At 67.0% G+C, this 17,978-nt stretch carries 19 protein-coding genes; 15 read left to right on the forward strand and 4 right to left on the reverse strand.

What is annotated here, in order from left to right:
- The 3 genes from AC1DEL_RS18040 to AC1DEL_RS18050 all read left to right on the forward strand — a co-directional run.
- Positions 1-721, forward strand: a 721-nt coding sequence (locus tag AC1DEL_RS18040; RefSeq protein ID WP_477159142.1) for a DUF3108 domain-containing protein, incomplete at its 5' end; no start/stop codon positions are given.
- 36 nt (positions 722-757) lie between these two features.
- Positions 758-1,588 carry a 3-oxoadipate enol-lactonase gene (gene pcaD, locus AC1DEL_RS18045; RefSeq protein WP_092291293.1) on the forward strand — a complete coding sequence of 277 codons (831 nt, stop codon included), beginning with the start codon at positions 758-760 and terminating at the stop codon, positions 1,586-1,588.
- A 240-nt stretch (positions 1,589-1,828) separates the two neighbouring features.
- Positions 1,829-2,086 (forward strand): BTH_I0359 family protein, encoded by a 258-nt coding sequence (locus AC1DEL_RS18050; RefSeq protein ID WP_092291295.1) that lies wholly within the window; start codon positions 1,829-1,831, stop codon positions 2,084-2,086.
- A gap of 84 nt (positions 2,087-2,170) precedes the next feature.
- Here the strand turns inward: AC1DEL_RS18050 and AC1DEL_RS18055 are convergent, their stop codons facing one another.
- Positions 2,171-2,563: a rhodanese-like domain-containing protein gene (locus AC1DEL_RS18055; RefSeq protein ID WP_092291297.1), complete on the reverse strand. Its 393-nt coding sequence runs from the start codon at positions 2,561-2,563 to the stop codon at positions 2,171-2,173.
- A gap of 205 nt (positions 2,564-2,768) precedes the next feature.
- Here AC1DEL_RS18055 and AC1DEL_RS18060 point away from each other — a divergent pair, with 205 nt between their 5' ends.
- The 5 genes from AC1DEL_RS18060 (at position 2,769) to AC1DEL_RS18080 (ending at position 8,576) form a co-directional block, all read left to right on the forward strand.
- On the forward strand, positions 2,769-3,842 hold the full coding sequence (locus AC1DEL_RS18060; RefSeq protein WP_092291299.1) for a homocysteine S-methyltransferase family protein: 1,074 nt from the start codon (positions 2,769-2,771) through the stop codon (positions 3,840-3,842).
- A gap of 37 nt (positions 3,843-3,879) precedes the next feature.
- Complete coding sequence (gene metH / locus AC1DEL_RS18065; RefSeq protein ID WP_477125847.1) at positions 3,880-6,627, forward strand: methionine synthase; 2,748 nt, start codon at positions 3,880-3,882, stop codon at positions 6,625-6,627.
- A 148-nt stretch (positions 6,628-6,775) separates the two neighbouring features.
- Positions 6,776-7,168: a hypothetical protein gene (locus AC1DEL_RS18070; protein WP_092291303.1), complete on the forward strand. Its 393-nt coding sequence runs from the start codon at positions 6,776-6,778 to the stop codon at positions 7,166-7,168.
- A gap of 315 nt (positions 7,169-7,483) precedes the next feature.
- Positions 7,484-8,116, forward strand: coding sequence for a response regulator (locus AC1DEL_RS18075; RefSeq protein WP_061956399.1), 633 nt, complete (start codon positions 7,484-7,486; stop codon positions 8,114-8,116).
- Positions 8,117-8,171: 55 nt separating this feature from the next.
- A complete protein-coding gene (locus AC1DEL_RS18080; protein ID WP_092291305.1) occupies positions 8,172-8,576 on the forward strand; it encodes a response regulator in 405 nt (134 codons plus the stop codon).
- A gap of 29 nt (positions 8,577-8,605) precedes the next feature.
- Here the strand turns inward: AC1DEL_RS18080 and AC1DEL_RS18085 are convergent, their stop codons facing one another.
- Positions 8,606-10,006 (reverse strand): CHASE3 domain-containing protein, encoded by a 1,401-nt coding sequence (locus AC1DEL_RS18085; protein WP_092292089.1) that lies wholly within the window; start codon positions 10,004-10,006, stop codon positions 8,606-8,608.
- 282 nt (positions 10,007-10,288) lie between these two features.
- Between AC1DEL_RS18085 and AC1DEL_RS18090 the strand changes: the two genes are divergently transcribed.
- Positions 10,289-10,453 carry a DUF1328 domain-containing protein gene (locus tag AC1DEL_RS18090; RefSeq protein WP_092291307.1) on the forward strand — a complete coding sequence of 55 codons (165 nt, stop codon included), beginning with the start codon at positions 10,289-10,291 and terminating at the stop codon, positions 10,451-10,453.
- 83 nt (positions 10,454-10,536) lie between these two features.
- Positions 10,537-10,968: an ElaB/YgaM/YqjD family protein gene (locus AC1DEL_RS18095; RefSeq protein ID WP_092291309.1), complete on the forward strand. Its 432-nt coding sequence runs from the start codon at positions 10,537-10,539 to the stop codon at positions 10,966-10,968.
- A gap of 164 nt (positions 10,969-11,132) precedes the next feature.
- Here the strand turns inward: AC1DEL_RS18095 and AC1DEL_RS18100 are convergent, their stop codons facing one another.
- Positions 11,133-11,453, reverse strand: a complete 321-nt coding sequence (locus AC1DEL_RS18100; RefSeq protein WP_092291311.1) for a DUF1840 domain-containing protein — start codon at positions 11,451-11,453, stop codon at positions 11,133-11,135.
- A 190-nt stretch (positions 11,454-11,643) separates the two neighbouring features.
- Between AC1DEL_RS18100 and argS the strand changes: the two genes are divergently transcribed.
- From argS to AC1DEL_RS18125, 5 genes are all read left to right on the forward strand, one after another.
- On the forward strand, positions 11,644-13,452 hold the full coding sequence (gene argS, locus AC1DEL_RS18105) for an arginine--tRNA ligase (protein WP_477125848.1): 1,809 nt from the start codon (positions 11,644-11,646) through the stop codon (positions 13,450-13,452).
- Between the two features lie 105 nt (positions 13,453-13,557).
- Positions 13,558-14,307, forward strand: coding sequence for an SPOR domain-containing protein (locus AC1DEL_RS18110; protein WP_092291315.1), 750 nt, complete (start codon positions 13,558-13,560; stop codon positions 14,305-14,307).
- Between the two features lie 115 nt (positions 14,308-14,422).
- Complete coding sequence (locus AC1DEL_RS18115) at positions 14,423-15,061, forward strand: thiol:disulfide interchange protein DsbA/DsbL (protein ID WP_477125849.1); 639 nt, start codon at positions 14,423-14,425, stop codon at positions 15,059-15,061.
- Between the two features lie 100 nt (positions 15,062-15,161).
- A complete protein-coding gene (locus tag AC1DEL_RS18120; RefSeq protein ID WP_092291319.1) occupies positions 15,162-15,974 on the forward strand; it encodes an SDR family oxidoreductase in 813 nt (270 codons plus the stop codon).
- Positions 15,974-16,807, forward strand: coding sequence for a helical backbone metal receptor (locus AC1DEL_RS18125; RefSeq protein ID WP_477125850.1), 834 nt, complete (start codon positions 15,974-15,976; stop codon positions 16,805-16,807). Before AC1DEL_RS18120 ends, AC1DEL_RS18125 begins: the two co-directional genes overlap by 1 nt.
- A gap of 23 nt (positions 16,808-16,830) precedes the next feature.
- On the opposite strand, the gene AC1DEL_RS18130 is transcribed toward AC1DEL_RS18125, so the two are convergent.
- Positions 16,831-17,907 carry an MBL fold metallo-hydrolase gene (locus tag AC1DEL_RS18130; RefSeq protein ID WP_441591453.1) on the reverse strand — a complete coding sequence of 359 codons (1,077 nt, stop codon included), beginning with the start codon at positions 17,905-17,907 and terminating at the stop codon, positions 16,831-16,833.
- Positions 17,908-17,978: the final 71 nt, after the last annotated feature.

Genomic DNA, 17,978 nt, shown 5'->3' on the forward strand with positions numbered 1-17,978 from the left:
CCGGGAGGGTGCCGCGCCAGCCGGCGCCACCGCCACCGCCGCGCCGGCCCCCCCGGCCCCGCCCGCGCCGGCATCGCCCCAGTACAGCCCRCCGCCCTCGGCCACCATGCATTACTCGAGCTACGTCAACGGCGTGCAGAACCCGGACGGCCTGATCCGCTGGGAGCAGGACGGCGGCCACTACCGGCTGGTGGTGGAGACGCGCGTGCTGTGGTTCCGCTTCGTGTTCCAGAGCGCCGGCCAGATGGGGCCGGGCGGGCTGACCCCGCTGCGCTACGAGGAAGCCCGCCGCAGCAAGAAGGAAGTGGCGCGCTTCGACCCGGCCGCCGGGCAAATCGTGTTTGAAACGCGTGGCGGCCAGGTGCCGATGCCGCAGAACTTCCAGGACCGCTTCAGCGTGTTCCTGCAACTGGTCGGATGGGTCGCCGCCGACCCCCAGCGCTATGCCGCGCCGGGCGTGACGGACACCTTCAATGTGGCCGATACCCGCGAGGTGGAGCCGATGCAGGTGCAATACGTGGGCGAGGAGACCATCGAGATCGGCGTGCACGGCATGGTCACGACGAAGCACTTCGTGCGCCTGCCACGGCATCCGGGCGATAAACGGCGCGTGGAAGTGTGGCTGGCGCCGGCGCTGAAATGGCTGCCGGCGCGCCTCCGTCAGACGGAACCCGATGGCACACAGATTGATCTCGTCTATCGTAGTACTGAGGGACGATGAGAATGATTCGTGCTGTGACACCCCGGAGACCGACATATGGCTGACACGACCCCCCGACGCATACGCACTGGCGACGTGGACCTGCAAGTCCGCATCGATGGTTCGGACGGCCCGTGGGTGGTGTTGGCGCACGCGTTGGGGGCGAATCTGTCGCTCTGGGACGACACGGTGCAGCATCTGGCGCCCCGTTATCGCATACTGAGGTACGACCTGCGCGGCCATGGCGGCAGCGATGCCCCGATCGGGTCTTATACGATGGCGCGACTGGCCGATGACGTGGCCGCGCTGATGGACGCCCTCGAGATACCGCAGGCGCATTTCTGCGGGGTGTCGGTGGGCGGCATGATCGGGCAGACGCTCGGCGTGCGGCATGCGGAGCGGCTGCTGTCGCTGACGCTGGTCGACACGCACGACCATACGCCGATGACGGCGCACCCGATGTGGGCCAACCGCATCGGCCAGGCCGAGGCCCATGGCATGGCGGGCATGGTCAACGCCACGCTGGCGCGGTGGTTGACGGCCGGATTCCGGGAAGCGCATCCGGAGCCGGTCGAGAGGATCCGCAGGATGCTCCTGGGGACGCCGGTGGAAGGCTACGTCGGGGTGGCGCAAGCCATCGTGGCCTTCGACCTCTCGGAGGCCATCGGCCGGATTCATTGCCCCACGTTGGTGATCGTGGGCGAAAACGACGAGGGTGCGCCCGTTTCGATGGCGCAATCCATTGCCAGCAAGATCCACGGTGCGAAGCTCGAGGTATTGCCCGAGGCCGCGCACTTGCCGTTCCTGGAACAGCCGGAACGCTTTTTCGCGGTGTTCGATGCGTTCCTCGGCAATGCGGCATGTGGCGGTCAATGCGACGTGCCGTAGTAAGAAGCTGAAAGATTTTGGAATACAGAACTGCTCGGCGCTCAAGAAACTTGCGTGCGGCGCCGATGCCCAACCTAGGAGGGCAGCAATTGCACGCAAGGTTTCGTCCGGCAGCAGAACTTGAATTACGGACGACTACCCTCAGCTTGGAGGTGAAATCGCGGCATTCACGCCGGTTTACGCCGGAAACCGCAATAATCCGCGGGATTGTCGCCAACCATGACGCCAGGAGGTAGCGCAATGCAAATGATCTACAACAGCGACAATTACTGCATTGTCGAGTTTGGAGCAGATGTCGAGCATGCGCCCCTTGCCTCGGGCGGCTACGAAATCGTCGACAAGAACCTGAAACGCGAAATTTTCCTCGGTGGCCATATGGCCGAGACCTTCCGCGCCGACGTGACGCGTCTGATCGAGAGCGAGCCATCCGTGGAAGAGGTGGATGAATTCCTCGGCAAGTTCGATACGGTGATGAACAACCCGCTGGTCATGCACTGATCCCGGCACCGTCTGCCACACCGCGATACGACGACGCCCGCGCAAGCGGGCGTTTTTCATGGTGGGGGCGGGTCAGCGGCGTTGTCAGTACTGTTCCCACGGCAGCCCGTCGTGGCGCCAGCCATTCAGGGTATTGCGATGCCGCTGCGGGTCCAGGTCGCCCTCGAAGCCGTGCAGGACGTTGTACACCGTGGTGAAGCCAGCGCCTTCCAGCGCACGCGCCGCCGCCGTGGAGCGGTTGCCGCTGCGGCAGATCAGCAGCACCGGGCGGGCCGAGGCATGGCCGGCCAGTTTCTTCACCGCCTGGACGAAATGCGGGTTCACCTCCCAGTCCGGCCCGTCGTTCCAGGGCACGTTGTGGGCGCCCTGCGGATGGCCGACGAACAGGTATTCCATCTCGCTGCGGCAGTCGATGAACAGCGCATCGGGGGCGTTGTCGAGCAGGGCGCGGGCGTCGGCGGGACTCAGGTGTTGCATGCGGATGGCCGGTTGGGGCGGGTTGGGAACATGTGCGGTGGCGATTACGTCTCCCAGTGTAGGCCGCCACGCCCGGCACTGACAACCCGGGTGCGGCGCGGATTAGCGGGGTTTCCGATGTCCTTTCTGCCCGCAATGCCTTGATCACCCTGATAAAATCCCGCTCTTACCCAAAATTCGGCAGTCTTCCGCCCCCAGCCCCGTCATGAGCGCCACTCCCACACCTGTCCGTCCGTACACGCGGGCCGCCAACCTGCCCCGGTTGCTGCGCGACCGCATCCTGATCCTGGACGGCGCCATGGGCACCATGATCCAGCGCTACAAGCTTGGCGAGGCCGACTACCGCGGCGCGCGCTTCGTGGACCATCGCATCGACGTGAAGGGCAACAACGAGCTGCTGCTGCTGACGCGCCCGGACGTCATCAGCGAGATCCACGAGCAATACCTCGCCGCCGGCGCGGACCTGATCGAGACCAACACGTTCGGGGCCACGCGCGTGGCGCAGGAAGACTACAAGATGGCCGATCTGGCCTACGAGATGAACGTCGAGGCCGCCCGCCTGGCGCGCGCCGCCTGCGACAAGTTCAGCACGCCGGAGAAGCCGCGCTTCGTGGCCGGCGCCTTCGGCCCCACGCCGAAGACCGCCAGCATCAGCCCGGACGTGAACGACCCCGGCGCGCGCAACGTCACGTTCGAGGAACTGCGCCATTCCTACTACGAGCAGGGCAAGGCGCTGCTCGAGGGCGGCGCCGACGTGTTCCTGGTCGAGACGATCTTCGACACGCTGAACGCCAAGGCCGCGCTGTTCGCCATCGACCAGTTGTTCGAGGACACCGGCGAGCGCGTGCCCGTGATGATCTCCGGCACCGTGACCGACGCCTCGGGGCGCATCCTGTCCGGCCAGACCGTCGAGGCGTTCTGGAACAGCCTGCGCCACGCCCGGCCGATCACCTTCGGCCTGAACTGCGCGCTGGGCGCCACGCTGATGCGCCCGTACATCGCCGAACTGGCCAAGGTGTGCGATGCCGCGGTGTCCTGCTACCCGAACGCTGGCCTGCCCAACCCGATGAGCGACACCGGCTTCGATGAAACGCCCGAGGTCACCTCGTCGCTGGTGGAGGAATTCGCCGCGTCCGGACTGGTGAACCTGGTGGGCGGCTGCTGCGGCACCACGCCCGAGCACATCGCCGCCATCGCCGCGCGCGTGGCCAACAAGGCGCCGCGCGCCTGGCCCGGCCAGTACCGCGACGACACCGCAACTGCCACCACGGCAGCCTGATCCATCGCCCGCCCCACACAAGACACATAGCCTTCCCATGAGCCAGCAAAACCTGCCCCCGCGTCCGATGCGCCTCTCCGGCCTGGAGCCGTTCACCATCGACGACGACACGCTGTTCGTCAACGTGGGCGAGCGTACCAACGTCACCGGCTCCAAGGCGTTCGCGCGCATGATCCTGAACGGCCAGTTCGACGAGGCGCTGGCCGTGGCCCGCCAGCAGGTGGAGAACGGCGCGCAGATCATCGACATCAACATGGACGAGGCCATGCTGGATTCGAAGGCGGCGATGGTGCGCTTCATGAATCTGATTGCCTCCGAGCCGGACATCGCGCGGGTGCCGATCATGATCGACTCGTCCAAGTGGGAGGTGATCGAGGCCGGCCTGCAATGCGTGCAGGGCAAGGCGGTGGTGAACTCGATCTCGCTCAAGGAGGGCGAGGGGCAGTTCCGCCACCACGCCGGGCTGATCCGCCGCTACGGCGCCGCCAGCGTGGTGATGGCGTTCGACGAGAAGGGCCAGGCCGACACCTTCGCGCGCAAGACCGAGATCTGCAAGCGCAGCTACGACCTGCTGGTGAACGAGCTGGGCTTCCCGCCCGAGGACATCATCTTCGACCCGAACATCTTCGCGGTGGCCACGGGCATCGAGGAGCACAACAACTACGCGGTGGACTTCATCGAGGCCACGCGCTGGATCAAGCAGAACCTGCCGTACGCGAAGGTGAGCGGCGGCGTCTCGAACGTCTCGTTCTCGTTCCGCGGCAACGACCTGGTGCGCGAGGCCATCCACACCGTGTTCCTGTACCACGCCATCGGGGCGGGCATGGACATGGGCATCGTCAACGCCGGCCAGCTCGGCGTGTACGACCAGCTCGACCCGGAACTGCGCGAGCGCGTGGAAGACGTGGTGCTGAACCGCCGCGACGACGCCACCGACCGCCTGCTGGAAATCGCCGACCGCTTCAAGGGCGGCGGCGCCAAGCGGGAAGAGAACCTGGCCTGGCGCGGCACGCCCGAGCAGCCGGTGACGGTGGCCGCGCGGCTGGCGCACGCGCTGGTGCACGGCATCACCAACTTCATCGTCGAGGACACCGAGGAGGCGCGCCAGGAGATCTTCGCGCGCGGCGGTCGCCCCATCGAGGTGATCGAAGGGCCGCTGATGGACGGCATGAACGTGGTCGGCGACCTGTTCGGCGCCGGCAAGATGTTCCTGCCGCAGGTGGTCAAGAGCGCGCGGGTGATGAAACAGGCCGTGGCGCACCTGCTGCCGTTCATCGAGGAAGAGAAGCGCCTGGTGGCCGAGGCCGGCGGCGACGTGCGCGCGCGCGGCAAGATCGTCATCGCCACGGTGAAGGGCGATGTGCATGACATCGGCAAGAACATCGTGTCGGTGGTGCTTCAGTGCAACAACTTCGAAGTCGTGAACATGGGCGTGATGGTGCCCTGCAACGAGATCCTGGCGCGGGCCAAGGTCGAGGGCGCCGACATCGTCGGGCTGTCCGGCCTGATCACCCCGTCGCTCGAGGAAATGGCCTATGTGGCGTCCGAGATGCAGCGTGACGACTACTTCCGCATCAAGAAGATTCCGCTGCTGATTGGCGGCGCCACCACCTCGCGCGTGCACACGGCGGTCAAGATCGCCCCGCACTACGAAGGCCCGGTGGTCTACGTGCCCGATGCCTCGCGCTCGGTCAGCGTGGCCTCCAGCCTGCTGTCGGACGAAGGCGCCAAGAAATACCTGGATGACCTGCGCGTCGACTACGACCGCATCCGCACCCAGCACGCCGGCAAGAAGGCCACGCCGATGGTGACGCTGGCCCAGGCACGCGCCAACAAGACGCCGGTGGACTGGAGCGGCTACGTCGCGCCGAAGCCGAAGTTCATCGGCCGTCGCGTGTTCCGCAACTACGACCTCGCCGAACTGGCGAACTACATCGACTGGGGTCCGTTCTTCCAGACCTGGGACCTSGCCGGCAAATTCCCGGACATCCTCAAYGACGAGATCGTSGGCGAGTCYGCCCGCCGCGTGTTCTCGGACGGCAAGAGCATGCTGGCCCGCCTGATCCAGGGCCGCTGGCTGACCGCCAACGGCGTGATGGCGCTGCTGCCGGCCAACACGGTCAACGACGACGACATCGAGATCTACACCGACGAGACCCGCACCAAGGTCGCCCTGACCTGGCACAACCTGCGCCAGCAGAGCGAGCGCCCGGTGGTGGACGGCGTGCGCCGCCCCAACCGCTGCCTGGCGGACTTCATCGCCCCGAAGGACAGCGGCGTGGCCGACTACATCGGCCTGTTCGCGGTCACGGCCGGCATTGGCGTGGACAAGAAGGAGGCCCAGTTCGAGGCCGACCACGACGACTACAGCGCGATCATGTTCAAGTCGCTGGCCGACCGCCTGGCCGAAGCCTTCGCCGAATGCCTGCACGCGCGCGTGCGGACGGACCTGTGGGGCTACAACGCCGGCGAGACGCTGAGCAACGACGAGCTGATCGCCGAGTCGTATCCCGGTGTCCGCCCGGCGCCCGGCTATCCGGCCTGCCCGGAGCACACGGTCAAGGGCGCGATGTTCGAGTTCCTCGATGCCGCCGAGATCGGCATGGGCATCACCGAATCGCTGGCGATGACGCCGGCGGCCTCGGTGAGCGGCTTCTATCTCGCGCATCCGGACGCCACGTACTTCAGCGTGGGCAAGATCGGCCAGGACCAGCTCGACGACATGGTGGCGCGCCGTGGCGAAGACCGCGCCACGCTGGCACGCGCGCTCGCGCCGAACCTGTAACGGGCCTCACCACTGCTTACAGGGCATTACAAGTCCTCACAGACCGCGCCGGAAAGACTCCTTAGACTGAGCCTCAGTTCACGTGACACCGCGTGAATGCCGCGACGAATGTTTCGTCGCGGAGCATTCCAGAATAGGAGTCTCTTCCATGAACAAGCTGCTGATCTCCCTGTCCGCCCTGTCGATTGCTGCCGCTTCCTCCGTGGCGATGGCCCAAGGTACCGGCGTCACCGCCGGTGCGCAAAACGGACTGGGCGCCTCGGTGAACGCGCCAGGTGTGAGCGCGGGCGCCAACGCATCGGGCGGCCTGAGCACGCAAGGTGGCGCCGCCACGACGAGCGCGCCGACGGCCGCCGACAGCAAGGCGGACCTCGGCGCCCATGCCGGTGCCGAGGCTGGCACCAAGGCCGAGACCAAGTCGAAGAGCAAGCAGGGCAGCCACGCCAAGGCCAAGAGCAAGAAGGGCGAGTCGAAAGACGGCGTGACGCCGCTCGGCGCCAATGCCGGGGCGGGGGCGGACGCCGGTACCAAGATCCAGTAGTCGATCGCTATCCCAGCGCTCGGTGTCCGGCCGGGGCCGGGGCGGTACCCTCCAGGCCGCCTCACCCCCAGGCCGGGGCGCAGGACGCGGGATGCATGACCAGAACGGGCGCTTCGGCGCCCGTTCTGGCGTTCTGGCGCCTTGACGTACTTGTGTGCCGGGCGCCCGATTTGGCGCAGTGCAGCACGCTTGTGCCGTGGCGCATCATGTCAGCCTGACACTGACATATTTGCTGCGGCGCCGGCACTACAATGCAGAAACCGGCGCGGGCCGTGTTTCTTCAGCCCGGCCGGCCCCTCACCGTGGGAGACACCGATGATCCGCGTCTTGATCGCCGACGATCATGAGATCGTTCGCGCCGGTCTGCGCCAGTTCATTTCAGAGGAACCCGACATCAAGGTGACGGGCGAAGCCGCCAGCGGCGACGAAGTGATGGCGCAGTTGCGCGACAGCGAGTTCGATGTCCTCGTACTCGACATATCCATGCCGGACCGGAACGGCATCGACGTACTCAAATTGATCCGGCAGCGCCTGCCCAACCTGCCGGTGCTGATCCTGTCCACCTATCCGGAAGACCAGTACGCGATCAACCTGATCCGTGCCGGCGCGTCGGGCTACCTGACCAAGGAATCGGCGCCGGACGACCTCGTCAAGGCGATCCGCACGGTGGCCCAGGGCCGCCGCTACGTCAGCCCGACCGTGGCCGACCTGCTGATCGGCGGGTTGGACAAGCCGACCGAGCAACCGGTGCACCAGACCCTCTCCGAGCGCGAGTTCCAGATCTTCTGCAAGCTGTCGCGCGGGCAGTCGGTCTCGGTCATCGCCGACGAGCTGTTCCTGAGCGTGAAGACCGTGAGTACCTATCGCTCGCGCATTTTGGAAAAAATGGGCATGAAGACCAACGCCGACCTGACGTACTACGCCATCAAGAATGGCCTGGTGGAGTAGCGTCCCGTCGTCCCCAGTCAGCAAACAGACCTTTTTCCCCGCCCCCTATCGCACCATGCCGGAGCAAGCCACGGCCTCCTCGACCCGATCGCTGCGTGTCCTCCTGATCGAGGATTCCGCGGTCCTGCGGGGCATGCTGCTGGAATACCTGACGGCTTTCCCGTTCGTCGAATCCGTGGACTGGGCCGATACCGAGGCCATGGCCATCCGGCTGGCCGCGAGCGGACACTATGACGTGGTGATCGTCGACCTGCAGCTCAAGCAGGGCAACGGCATCAACGTGCTGCGCGAGATGCAGCGCGCCGGGCTCTCCGGCATCCGCATCGTCTACACCAATCATGCGCAGGTCTCGATGTACCGCCGCCAGTGCACGGAGGCCGGGGCCGACTATTTCTTCGACAAGTCGCTGGAACTGGAGCAGGTGTTCCGCGTGATCGAGGAATACGCCACCTCGGCCTGACGGCCGCGGCGCGACTTCGGCCTGACGGCCTACAGCTCGGCTTCCTTCTCTGCTTCCTCCGGCGGCGCCAGCACCGATGTGGTGAGCGGCACCTCGACGCGCACGCTCACGCCCTGGCCCGGCGCGGAATCGATCTGCATCGTCCCGCCCAGCGCCAGCACGCGCTGCTCCATCCCCAGCAGGCCATGGTGGCCGGCCGTGCTGCCGGCGTCGAAGTCTGGCGGCAGCCCCTTGCCATCGTCGCGGATGGTCATGGTGAGATGGTCGTCGGTGCAGGCCAGCGCCACGGACACGTGGCGCGCCTCGGCGTACTTGCTGGCGTTGGTCAGCGATTCCTGCACGATCCGGTATAGCGCGATGGCCGCGCTGTCGCGCAGCGGCGGCAGGGAATCGGGTAGCTCCACGTCGGTTTCCCACTGGTTGCGCGCGCCGCCGTCTTCCACGGACTGGATGATGGCCTCGCGCAGGCCCAGGTTCAGCAGCACGGTGGGGCGCAGGTCCTCGATCAGCTGGCGCTTGATCTGGATGCCCTGGTCCACGTGCAGCATCACGCGGGTCAGCTTGTCGCGGGCCTCGGGGTGGGTCTCCTGCACGCGCATGCGCACCCAGTGCAGGTCGAGCTTGATTGCCGTCAGGATGGCGCCCAGTTCGTCGTGGAGTTCGCGCGCCAGCCGGGTCTTCTCGTCCTCGGTCACGCGCTGCAAGTGGGCCGCCAGCGCGGAAAGCTGCCGCGTGCGCGCGCGCACCTTGCGGTCGAGCCGGGCGCTTTCTTCTTCCAGCTGGATACGGGCCGCCTCGGCCATCGACATCCGGCGCGAATGGCCGAGCCCGACCGTCACCAGCAGCAGGATGTTGATCGCCGTCAGCAGCCCGATGCCGTAGCGCGAGAGCTGGAGGTCATGCTCGGCGGCCTCCAGGTTGTGCGTGACGGTGCCGGACTCGCGCACCTGCAGCTGCTCCAGCCCGCGCCGGGCGGCTTCCATGGTCTGGCGGCCGAAATCGGTGCGGATCAGGTCCATCGCCACGTCCACATCGCGCTTGCCGTAGACCAGCGTCAGGGCCATCTCGTTGAGCTTGCGCGTGACGAACTGGGACGCCTCGCCAAACTGGCGCAGGCCCTCGGCGTCGTTGGCGTAGTGCTGGCGGATGCGCGCCATCAGGGCGTTGATCTGCGGCAGCGCCTTGTAGTACGGCTCCAGGTAGCTGTCCTGGCCGGTCAGCAGGAAGCCGCGCTGGCCCGCCTCGGCATTGACGAGTTCGCCCATCAGCGCGCCCAGGTCGCTTTGCAGCTGCTGGGAGCGGATGGCCTCGGTATAGCCCTCGCGCAGGCGCAGGTTGCCCGTCTCCGAGGCAATCAGGACGGCCAGAGTCAGCACGATGCCGCCGGCGAGCAGCAGGGTATTTCTGAGAAGTAGGGAGTGCTTGGCCATCACGAATACCAGGAAATACCGGTTTGGGCGGACGCGCGGGCGCACGTGCGGCCATGGAATCACATCGACATGGCAGGGTCAATCGTACAGACGGCCCCCGAGTGGCGCACCCGGTGCGGCGCGGTGTGCATTGTAGGACTTGGCTGACACGGGAATCGGTCGGGGGTCGGTGTCTGGCGCCGGGGCATGACCCTACGATGAGGCTATGAGCTTGCGCACCGTGGCGCAAGCCGGGCGCACCGCAGCAACCGGGGTGCGCCCGCTAACCTCGGGAGACTGGCCATGCTGCATTACGCACTCGTTTTCTTCGTTGTCGCGCTGATCGCGGCGATCTTCGGCTTTGGTGGCATTGCCGCCGGTGCCGTCGAAATTGCCAAGATCCTGTTCTTCATCTTCCTGGTCGTGGCGCTTGTCACCTTCGTGATGGGCCTGATCCGCAGAAGGTAAGGGGCACGCACGCGGCACGCGCCCACGCCGGATCGGCCGGCGGGCGCGGTGCTCAGTACCCCGAACCGCAATGAGGAGTCCCTATGCTCACGCAGAACCCCAAAGTCCGGAAGGAAATCAATCACTTGCATGACAGCGCCGATGCTGCCGTGCGCCAGCTGAAACATGCCGCCCGGGATACCCGCGACGCGGCGCGTGACGCCGCCGTACCGGTTTCGGGCGAGGTCAAGGCCCTGATCGCCCAGCTCCAGCAGACCATCGACGTGCTCACGCACGAGGGGTCGGAAGAGGGCCTGGCGGCCGGCCGCCGCCTTCGCATGCGGGCCAACGAGATGGCGGAACGGATTCGCGCCCGGGGGACCGATGGCATGCACTGGGCCCGGGAACACATGGATGAAGCCGTGGATCACGGCCGTGCGCGCGTGGCCGAAAGCCCGCTGAAGGCGGTGGGGATTGCCGCGCTGATCGGCGCCTGTATCGGGTTGCTGCTGGCGGGACGCCGCAGCGACGAGTAACCGAATATCCTGGCCCGGCACGCCGGGCCTGTACCGTTTTACCCCTGCAGCAAAACCCCCTTTCCGGATATATCCCTGATCCGGGACGCCCGGCACCTCGATGGTGGCCGGGCATTTTTTTGCCTGTTTTTTGCCTGTTTCTTGTCGACTACGGCCCGCGGCCGTCAGACGCCCCACATCACGTTGGCGCCTTCCCGCTCGGACGCGCGCAGCATGTCCAGGAACGGGTAGGCGCGCTGGCCCAGGTGGAGGGGTTCTTCCTCGTCCTCGTCGCGGGCGTCGGAGTGGACAGAGGTATCGGCGGGGTGCACCTTCTTCGCATCCTGCACGGCGGCCTCGAGTTTCTTGATGGCGCGCGGGAGTTCCTCGGACGTGATCACCCCGCGCTCGCCCATGTGCTTGCCGATGATGCCAAGCAGCGTGAGGGCAAGATCCTTCATCATGATCAGGTCCTGCGCCGCGTGGGATTTGAAGGTGATCAGCATGATGTTTCCTTTCACGAGTGACGAAGTTCCGCACAAGCCGCGCGGCACGGTCGCATGATGTCAGCATAGCACCTGATAAAATTCCGCGTTTCCCGATTTCCGGTGCCGGTCACGCGACGCGCGGCGCACTTGCCGCAACGCCTCCGGACCGTTCATCGCTCTCTTTAGCGCCTTCAGGGCAAAGACATCCATGCTGCCTGTTCAGACCTCCAATCTTGCCGCCGCGTTCACTGACGCCGTGCGCGCGCTCGCCCCGGCCGACGCCGCCCTGCCCGCCGTCACCTTCGAGCGCCCCAAGGTGGCCGCCCACGGCGACCTGGCGTGCAATATCGCCATGCAGGTGGCCAAGGCGCTCAAGAGCAATCCGCGCGAACTGGCCCAGAAGATCGTCGCCGCCGTGCAGGCCGACCCCCGTGCCACGGCGATCGTCGCCCAGGCCGAGATTGCCGGCCCCGGCTTCATCAACCTGCGCCTGACCCCCGCCGCCCGCGCCGACGTGCTGCGCGCCGTGCTGGCCGAAGGTGATCGATTCGGCGCCCGGCCGGCCGGCGAGCATGGCCAGGTGCTGGTGGAGTTCGTCTCCGCCAACCCGACCGGGCCGCTCCACGTCGGCCACGGCCGCCAGGCCGCCCTGGGCGACGCGCTGGCCAACCTGCTGGCCTGGAACGGCTGGGCGGTGCACCGCGAGTTCTATTACAACGACGCCGGCGTGCAGATCCAGACGCTGGCCATCTCGGTCCAGGCCCGCGCGCGCGGCCTGAAGCCGGGCGAGGCCGGCTGGCCCGAGTCCGCCTACAACGGCGACTACATCGCCGATATCGCCGCCGACTTCCTGGCCGGCAAGACGGTGGCTGCCAGCGACGGCGAGCCGGTGACCGCCTCGGGCAACATCGACGATATCGACTCGATCCGCAAGTTCGCGGTGACCTACCTGCGTAACGAGCAGGACATCGACCTCCAGGCCTTCGGCGTGAAGTTCGACCGCTACTACCTGGAGTCGTCGCTGTACAGCGATGGCCGCGTGGAAGGCGCCGTGCAGTCGCTGGTGGCCAAGGGCAAGACCTACGAGAGCGAAGGCGCGCTGTGGCTGCGTACCACCGACGACGGCGATGACAAGGACCGCGTCATGAAGAAGACGGACGGCACCTACACGTACTTCGTGCCGGATGTGGCGTACCACACCACCAAGTGGGAGCGCGGCTTCGCCAAGGTCATCAACGTGCAGGGCAGCGACCACCACGGCACCATCGCCCGCGTGCGCGCCGGCCTGCAGGGGCTGGACATGGGCATTCCCCAGGGCTACCCCGACTACGTGCTCCACAAGATGGTCACGGTGATGAAGAACGGCGAGGAGGTGAAGATCTCCAAGCGCGCCGGCTCGTACGTGACCGTGCGCGACCTGATCGAGTGGAGCAACGGCGGCGACGAGACCATCCGCGGCCTGCTGGACGCCGGCGTGGCGGACTGGCCGGCCCACTTCACGCGCGGCCGCGACGCCGTGCGGTTCTTCCTGCTGTCCCGCAAGGCCGACACCGAATTCGTGTTCGATGTGGACCTCGCCCTGAAGCAGAACGACGAAAACCCGGTGTATTACGTGCAGTACGCCCACGCCCGGATCTGCTCGATCTTCGAGGCCTGGGGCGGCGCCGGCTGGGAAGCCCGCCTGCCGGAACTGGCCGGGGCCGACCTGGCCGCCGTGACCGCCGCGGACGTGAGCGCCCAGGCCATGGCCCTGGGCCGCCGTCTGGCCGAGTTCCCGGACATGCTGGCGGCAGCCGCCGGCGAGCTGGCGCCCCATGCGGTGGCGTTCTACCTGCGCGACCTGGCCGGCGACTTCCACGCCTTCTACAACGCGGACCGCGTGCTGGTGGACGACGAGGCGGTCAAGCGCGCCCGGCTGGCGCTGCTGGCGGCCACGCGCCAGGTGCTCAAGAACGGCCTGGCCGTGATTGGCGTCTCGGCGCCGCAACGGATGGACCGCGAGCCCGCCGCCAACTGAGCCGCAATGCCCCTGTGACGGATTCTTGGGCCACTTTTCAGAGTGGTCTCAATCGTGCCTGCCGGGACAGGCCCTATAATCCCCGGCAACACCGAAGAGGACTTCATGCAACAGCAACGCAAGCGCGCCGCGCGCCCAACCCGTACCCATGTCCGGATGCAGCGCGGTGGTACGTTCCTGGGCCTGGTGCTCGGGCTGATCGTCGGCCTGGCCATCGCCGTGGTGGTGGCCCTGTATATCACCAAGTCGCCCGCGCCGTTCCAGCAGAAGGGCGCCAACGGCAATGCCCAGCAGCGCCCGAGCGAGCCCGGCAACGTGGCCACGCCGCTGCCGGCGCCGACGCAACCGCAGCAGCAGGCCGAGGGCCCGAGCGACCCGAACCGGCCGCTGTGGAGCAAGACGCCGGCCAAGCCGGTGGGCCAGCCCGACGGGCAGCCGGCTACCCCGGCGCAGCCGCCGGTGGCGACCACCCGCCCGGCTGACCAGCCCGCCAACGGCGCGGCCAGCGCCGCCAAGCCGGCCGATGCCTCGCGTCCGGCCGAAAAACCCGCCACGCGCCCGGCCGAGAAGCCGGTAGCCGACCCGATCGCCGAGATCGCCCAGGCTGACGCCAACAAGGTGGGTTACCTGCTCCAGGTGGGCGCCTTCCGCTCGCAGGACGACGCGGACCGCCAGAAGGCCAATCTGGCCATGCAGGGCTTCGAAGCCAAGGTCACGGAGCGCGATGTCAACGGCGTGAAGATGTACCGCGTTCGTCTGGGGCCGTTCAACCGTATCGAGGACATGAACCGGGCGCGCGACCGCCTGCAATCGAACGGTTTCGAAGCTTCGGTGATCCGCTTTACAAAGCAGTAACATGGCGGGCGGCGCCGCGGAGGAACCGGGCGCCGCCGCACTTGTCTTACCGGTCGGCTCGCTGCGTGCGGGCCATCCCCCTGATCTCTCTGACCTATCAGAAGGCCCTTCGAAGATGAAGAAAATCGCCGCTTTCCTCGCCACCGTCGCCGCCGTGGGCGGTCTGCTGATGACTGCGCCCGCAGCCATGGCCGCACCGGCCGAGGGCAAGGACTACACGGTGCTGAAGTCGCCCCAGCCGGTACCGGCGGGCAAGATCGAAGTGACCGAGTTCTTCTGGTACGGCTGCCCGCACTGCTACGACTTCGAGCCCGAACTGGAAGCCTGGGTCAGCAAGCAGGGCAAGGACGTGGTGTTCAAGCGCGTGCCGGTAGCCTTCCGCGACGACCTGCTGCCGCACACCAAGATCTTCTATGCGCTGGAGTCGCTGGGCAAGCTGGACGCCCTGCACGGCAAGGTGTTCGAGGCGATCCACAAGGACCGCAAGCGCATGCTGAGCACCGACGAAATCGCCGATTTCATGGCCAAGAACGGCATCGATCGCAAGCAGTGGCTCGATACCTACAACTCGTTCACGGTGACCACGAACGCCCAGCGCGCCAACAAGATCGCCGATTCGTACAAGATCGAGGGTGTGCCGACCGTGGTGGTGCAGGGCAAGTACGAGACCTCCCCGAGCATTGCCGGCACCAAGCCGGCTGCCATCCAGGCCATGGATTTCCTGGTCACGGGCGTGCGCGCGAAGAAGCTCTGATCCGCGCGGCATGACCCCGACGGCCCGGTGCGCGAGAAGCGTGCCGGGCCGTTTTGCTTGATCCGGGCCGTTCTCCCTCCGAATTCACTATATTGATCCGATGCGACCCCTGAAAGTCTTCCTTACCGGCGCATCGAGCGGCATCGGCCAGGCGCTGGCGCGCGCCTACGCGGCGCAGGGCGCCGTGCTCGGGCTGGTGGGCCGGCGCGAAGAGGCCCTGCGCGACTTCGCCGCCTCCCTGCCCAACCCCAACGCCGTGCGCATCTATGCGGCCGATGTACGCGATGCGGACGCCATGCACGCCGCCGCCACCGATTTTCTCGACCATTTCGGCTGCCCCGATGTGGTGATCGCCAACGCGGGGATCTCCGTGGGCACCGTGGCCAGCGAGCGCGAGGACCTGGACGACTTCCGCCTGGTCATGGACACCAACTGGTTCGGCACCCTGACCACCTTCCAGCCTTTCCTGCACCCGATGCGCGAGCGCGCGCCCGGCGTCGGCGGCTGGCGCGGCACGCTGGTCGGTATCGCCAGCGTGGCCGGCGTGCGCGGCCTGCCGGGCGGCGGGGCCTACAGCGCCTCGAAGTCCGCCGTGGTGAAGCTGCTGGAAAGCCTCCGGCTGGAGCAGGCGCGGCACCGCATCCGCGTGGTGACCATCGCGCCCGGCTATATCCGCACGCCGATGACGGCGCACAACCCGTACCGCATGCCGTTCCTGATGGATGCCGACGTCTTCGCGCGCAAGGCCATCCGCCGGATTGCCGCCGGCACGCGCTACAAGGTGATTCCGTGGCAGATGGGGGTGGTGGCGTCGATCCTGCACGTGATGCCGCTGTGGCTCTACGACAAGCTGTTCGCCCGCGCGCCGCGCAAGCCGCGCAAGGCAGACCGCGCCGGTGGGGGAGACGCCTGATGTGGACCGACGCCCTCGGGCAGGCCCACGACCCGGCCAGTGGCGAGGTCCGCATCGCCTCGCTGGTGCCGTCCGTGACCGAGCTGCTGTTCGATCTCGGCCTGGCCGACCAGATGGTGGCCCGCACCGGCTTCTGCATCCATCCCGAACCGGCGGTGCGGGCGGTGGAGAAGGTCGGCGGGACCAAGGACGTCAAGCTGGACAAGCTGCGGGCGCTGGCGCCGACCCACGTGGTGGTCAATATCGACGAGAACCGGCGCGAAACCGTGGACGAGATCCGCACCTTCGTGCCGCACGTGATCGTCACCCACCCGTGCGCGCCCGAGGACAACTTCGCGCTGTACCGGCTGCTCGGTGGCATTTTCAACAAAGTGCAACAGTCGGAGGGGCTGGCGCAGGCGCTCCAGGCCGAACTCGACGCGATCCGCGCCCGTCGCTGGCCGGCGCGCACCGTGCTGTACGCGATCTGGCAGGACCCGTGGATGACGGTGTCGCGCGCCACCTATATCAGCAGGATGCTGGCGCTGGTGTACTGGGCCACCTGGCCCGATGACGGCGCGGACCTCGCGGCCTGCGTCGATGGGGATTGCAGCCGGCCGAATGCGCCCGGCGAGCGCTATCCCACCTTCCGCTGGAGTGACGCGCTGGTGCGCGAGCTGGACGCCGTGCTGCTCTCGACCGAGCCATACCGCTTCACCGAGGACCATGCCGATGCGCTCGAACGCCAGATCGGCAGGCCGGTGATGCTGGTCGATGGCGAGATGCTGTCCTGGTACGGCAGCCGCGCCGTGGCCGGCGTGCGCTACCTCAGGACGCTTGCCGAGTCGTTCTGACTCGTCCTAATCCGTTCTGATCCTCAGACCGTCCGGAAGCGGATGATCCCGTCATCGCCGCATTCGCGCACAAGCTGGCCGCGATGCCAGAGCGCGTGCAGGTGCGCCAGCGCCTCGCCCATCGCGAAGGTCAGCTGGTGGATGTCGAACTGGCGCCGGAAGATCACGCCGACGATGTCGTGCGCATGGCACGGCTTCTCGGCGCAGGCGGCCAGCGTCTCGGCCAGCCGGTCCACATGGTGCTCCTGCAACTGGCGGATGCGGGTATGCAGGTTGCGGAACGGGCGGCCGTGCGACGGCAGGATCAGTACGTCAGCCGGCAGGTCTTCGTACTTGTTCAATGAGTCGAGGTAGAGCTGGAGCGGATTGGCCTCCGGCTCCATGTCGAACACGCTGACATTGGTCGAGATGCGCGGCAGCACCATGTCGCCCGAGATCAGTACATTGGTGGCGGCGTTGTAGAGCGCCACGTGCTCCGGGGCATGGCCGAAGCCGGTGATCACGCGCCAGCCGGCCGTGGCCGGATCGGCGCCGATGGTCACGGTGTCCTCGTCCATCAGGCGGCGGTATTGAGTCGGCACCTCGGGCACCATCGACGGATAGTAGGCTTTGCGGCCGCGCAGTTTTTCGAGGTTGTCCGGGTCGGTCAGGCCGTGGCGGGCGAAGTGGCTCGCCGCGAAGTCACCGCCGGCATTCGAGCCGACGCCGCTGCCGCCGGACATCACGCGCGCGGTCATGTAGTCGCCCAGGCTCATCCACAGCCGCACGTCCCAGTGCTTGCAGAGCCAGTGCGCCAGGCCCACGTGGTCCGGGTGGCAATGGGTCACCAGCACGCGCAGCACGGGCAGGCCGTCCAGCTCGTTGGCGAAGATGGTCTCCCAATGCCCCTTGATGATGTCGTTGGTGATGCCGCAGTCGATGATGGTCCAGCCGTCCTGCCCGTCCAGGCGGTCGCGCAGGAGCCACAGGTTGATGTGGTCGAGCGCGAAGGGCAGCGGCATGCGCAGCCAGTAGACGCCGGGCGCCACTTCCTGGCGCGTGCCGGGCGCCGGCATGGTCTCGTCAAACGGGTAGTGGAGCTGGCTTTCGAGTGCGTTCATGGGGCTTGTCTCGGTCGAATCCGGCGCCTTCGGGTGCAGCGGGGCACCGGGCGCTCTGTGGGGTCATGTTG

The organism is Cupriavidus sp. 10L43_2, from assembly GCF_056395265.1.

Excerpts from the sequence above, each read along its gene's own strand:
- argS (WP_477125848.1), top strand. The coding sequence starts at position 11,644 with ATGCTGCCTGTTCAGACCTCCAATCTTGCCGCCGCGTTCACTGACGCC.
- AC1DEL_RS18075 (WP_061956399.1), top strand. The coding sequence starts at position 7,484 with ATGATCCGCGTCTTGATCGCCGACGATCATGAGATCGTTCGCGCCGGT.
- AC1DEL_RS18060 (WP_092291299.1), top strand. The coding sequence starts at position 2,769 with ATGAGCGCCACTCCCACACCTGTCCGTCCGTACACGCGGGCCGCCAAC.
- AC1DEL_RS18100 (WP_092291311.1), bottom strand. The coding sequence starts at position 11,453 with ATGCTGATCACCTTCAAATCCCACGCGGCGCAGGACCTGATCATGATG.
- AC1DEL_RS18095 (WP_092291309.1), top strand. The coding sequence starts at position 10,537 with ATGCTCACGCAGAACCCCAAAGTCCGGAAGGAAATCAATCACTTGCAT.
- AC1DEL_RS18130 (WP_441591453.1), bottom strand. The coding sequence starts at position 17,907 with ATGAACGCACTCGAAAGCCAGCTCCACTACCCGTTTGACGAGACCATG.
- pcaD (WP_092291293.1), top strand. The coding sequence starts at position 758 with ATGGCTGACACGACCCCCCGACGCATACGCACTGGCGACGTGGACCTG.
- AC1DEL_RS18055 (WP_092291297.1), bottom strand. The coding sequence starts at position 2,563 with ATGCAACACCTGAGTCCCGCCGACGCCCGCGCCCTGCTCGACAACGCC.
- AC1DEL_RS18090 (WP_092291307.1), top strand. The coding sequence starts at position 10,289 with ATGCTGCATTACGCACTCGTTTTCTTCGTTGTCGCGCTGATCGCGGCG.
- AC1DEL_RS18110 (WP_092291315.1), top strand. The coding sequence starts at position 13,558 with ATGCAACAGCAACGCAAGCGCGCCGCGCGCCCAACCCGTACCCATGTC.
- AC1DEL_RS18125 (WP_477125850.1), top strand. The coding sequence starts at position 15,974 with ATGTGGACCGACGCCCTCGGGCAGGCCCACGACCCGGCCAGTGGCGAG.
- AC1DEL_RS18050 (WP_092291295.1), top strand. The coding sequence starts at position 1,829 with ATGCAAATGATCTACAACAGCGACAATTACTGCATTGTCGAGTTTGGA.
- AC1DEL_RS18085 (WP_092292089.1), bottom strand. The coding sequence starts at position 10,006 with ATGGCCAAGCACTCCCTACTTCTCAGAAATACCCTGCTGCTCGCCGGC.
- AC1DEL_RS18115 (WP_477125849.1), top strand. The coding sequence starts at position 14,423 with ATGAAGAAAATCGCCGCTTTCCTCGCCACCGTCGCCGCCGTGGGCGGT.
- AC1DEL_RS18120 (WP_092291319.1), top strand. The coding sequence starts at position 15,162 with ATGCGACCCCTGAAAGTCTTCCTTACCGGCGCATCGAGCGGCATCGGC.
- AC1DEL_RS18080 (WP_092291305.1), top strand. The coding sequence starts at position 8,172 with ATGCCGGAGCAAGCCACGGCCTCCTCGACCCGATCGCTGCGTGTCCTC.
- AC1DEL_RS18070 (WP_092291303.1), top strand. The coding sequence starts at position 6,776 with ATGAACAAGCTGCTGATCTCCCTGTCCGCCCTGTCGATTGCTGCCGCT.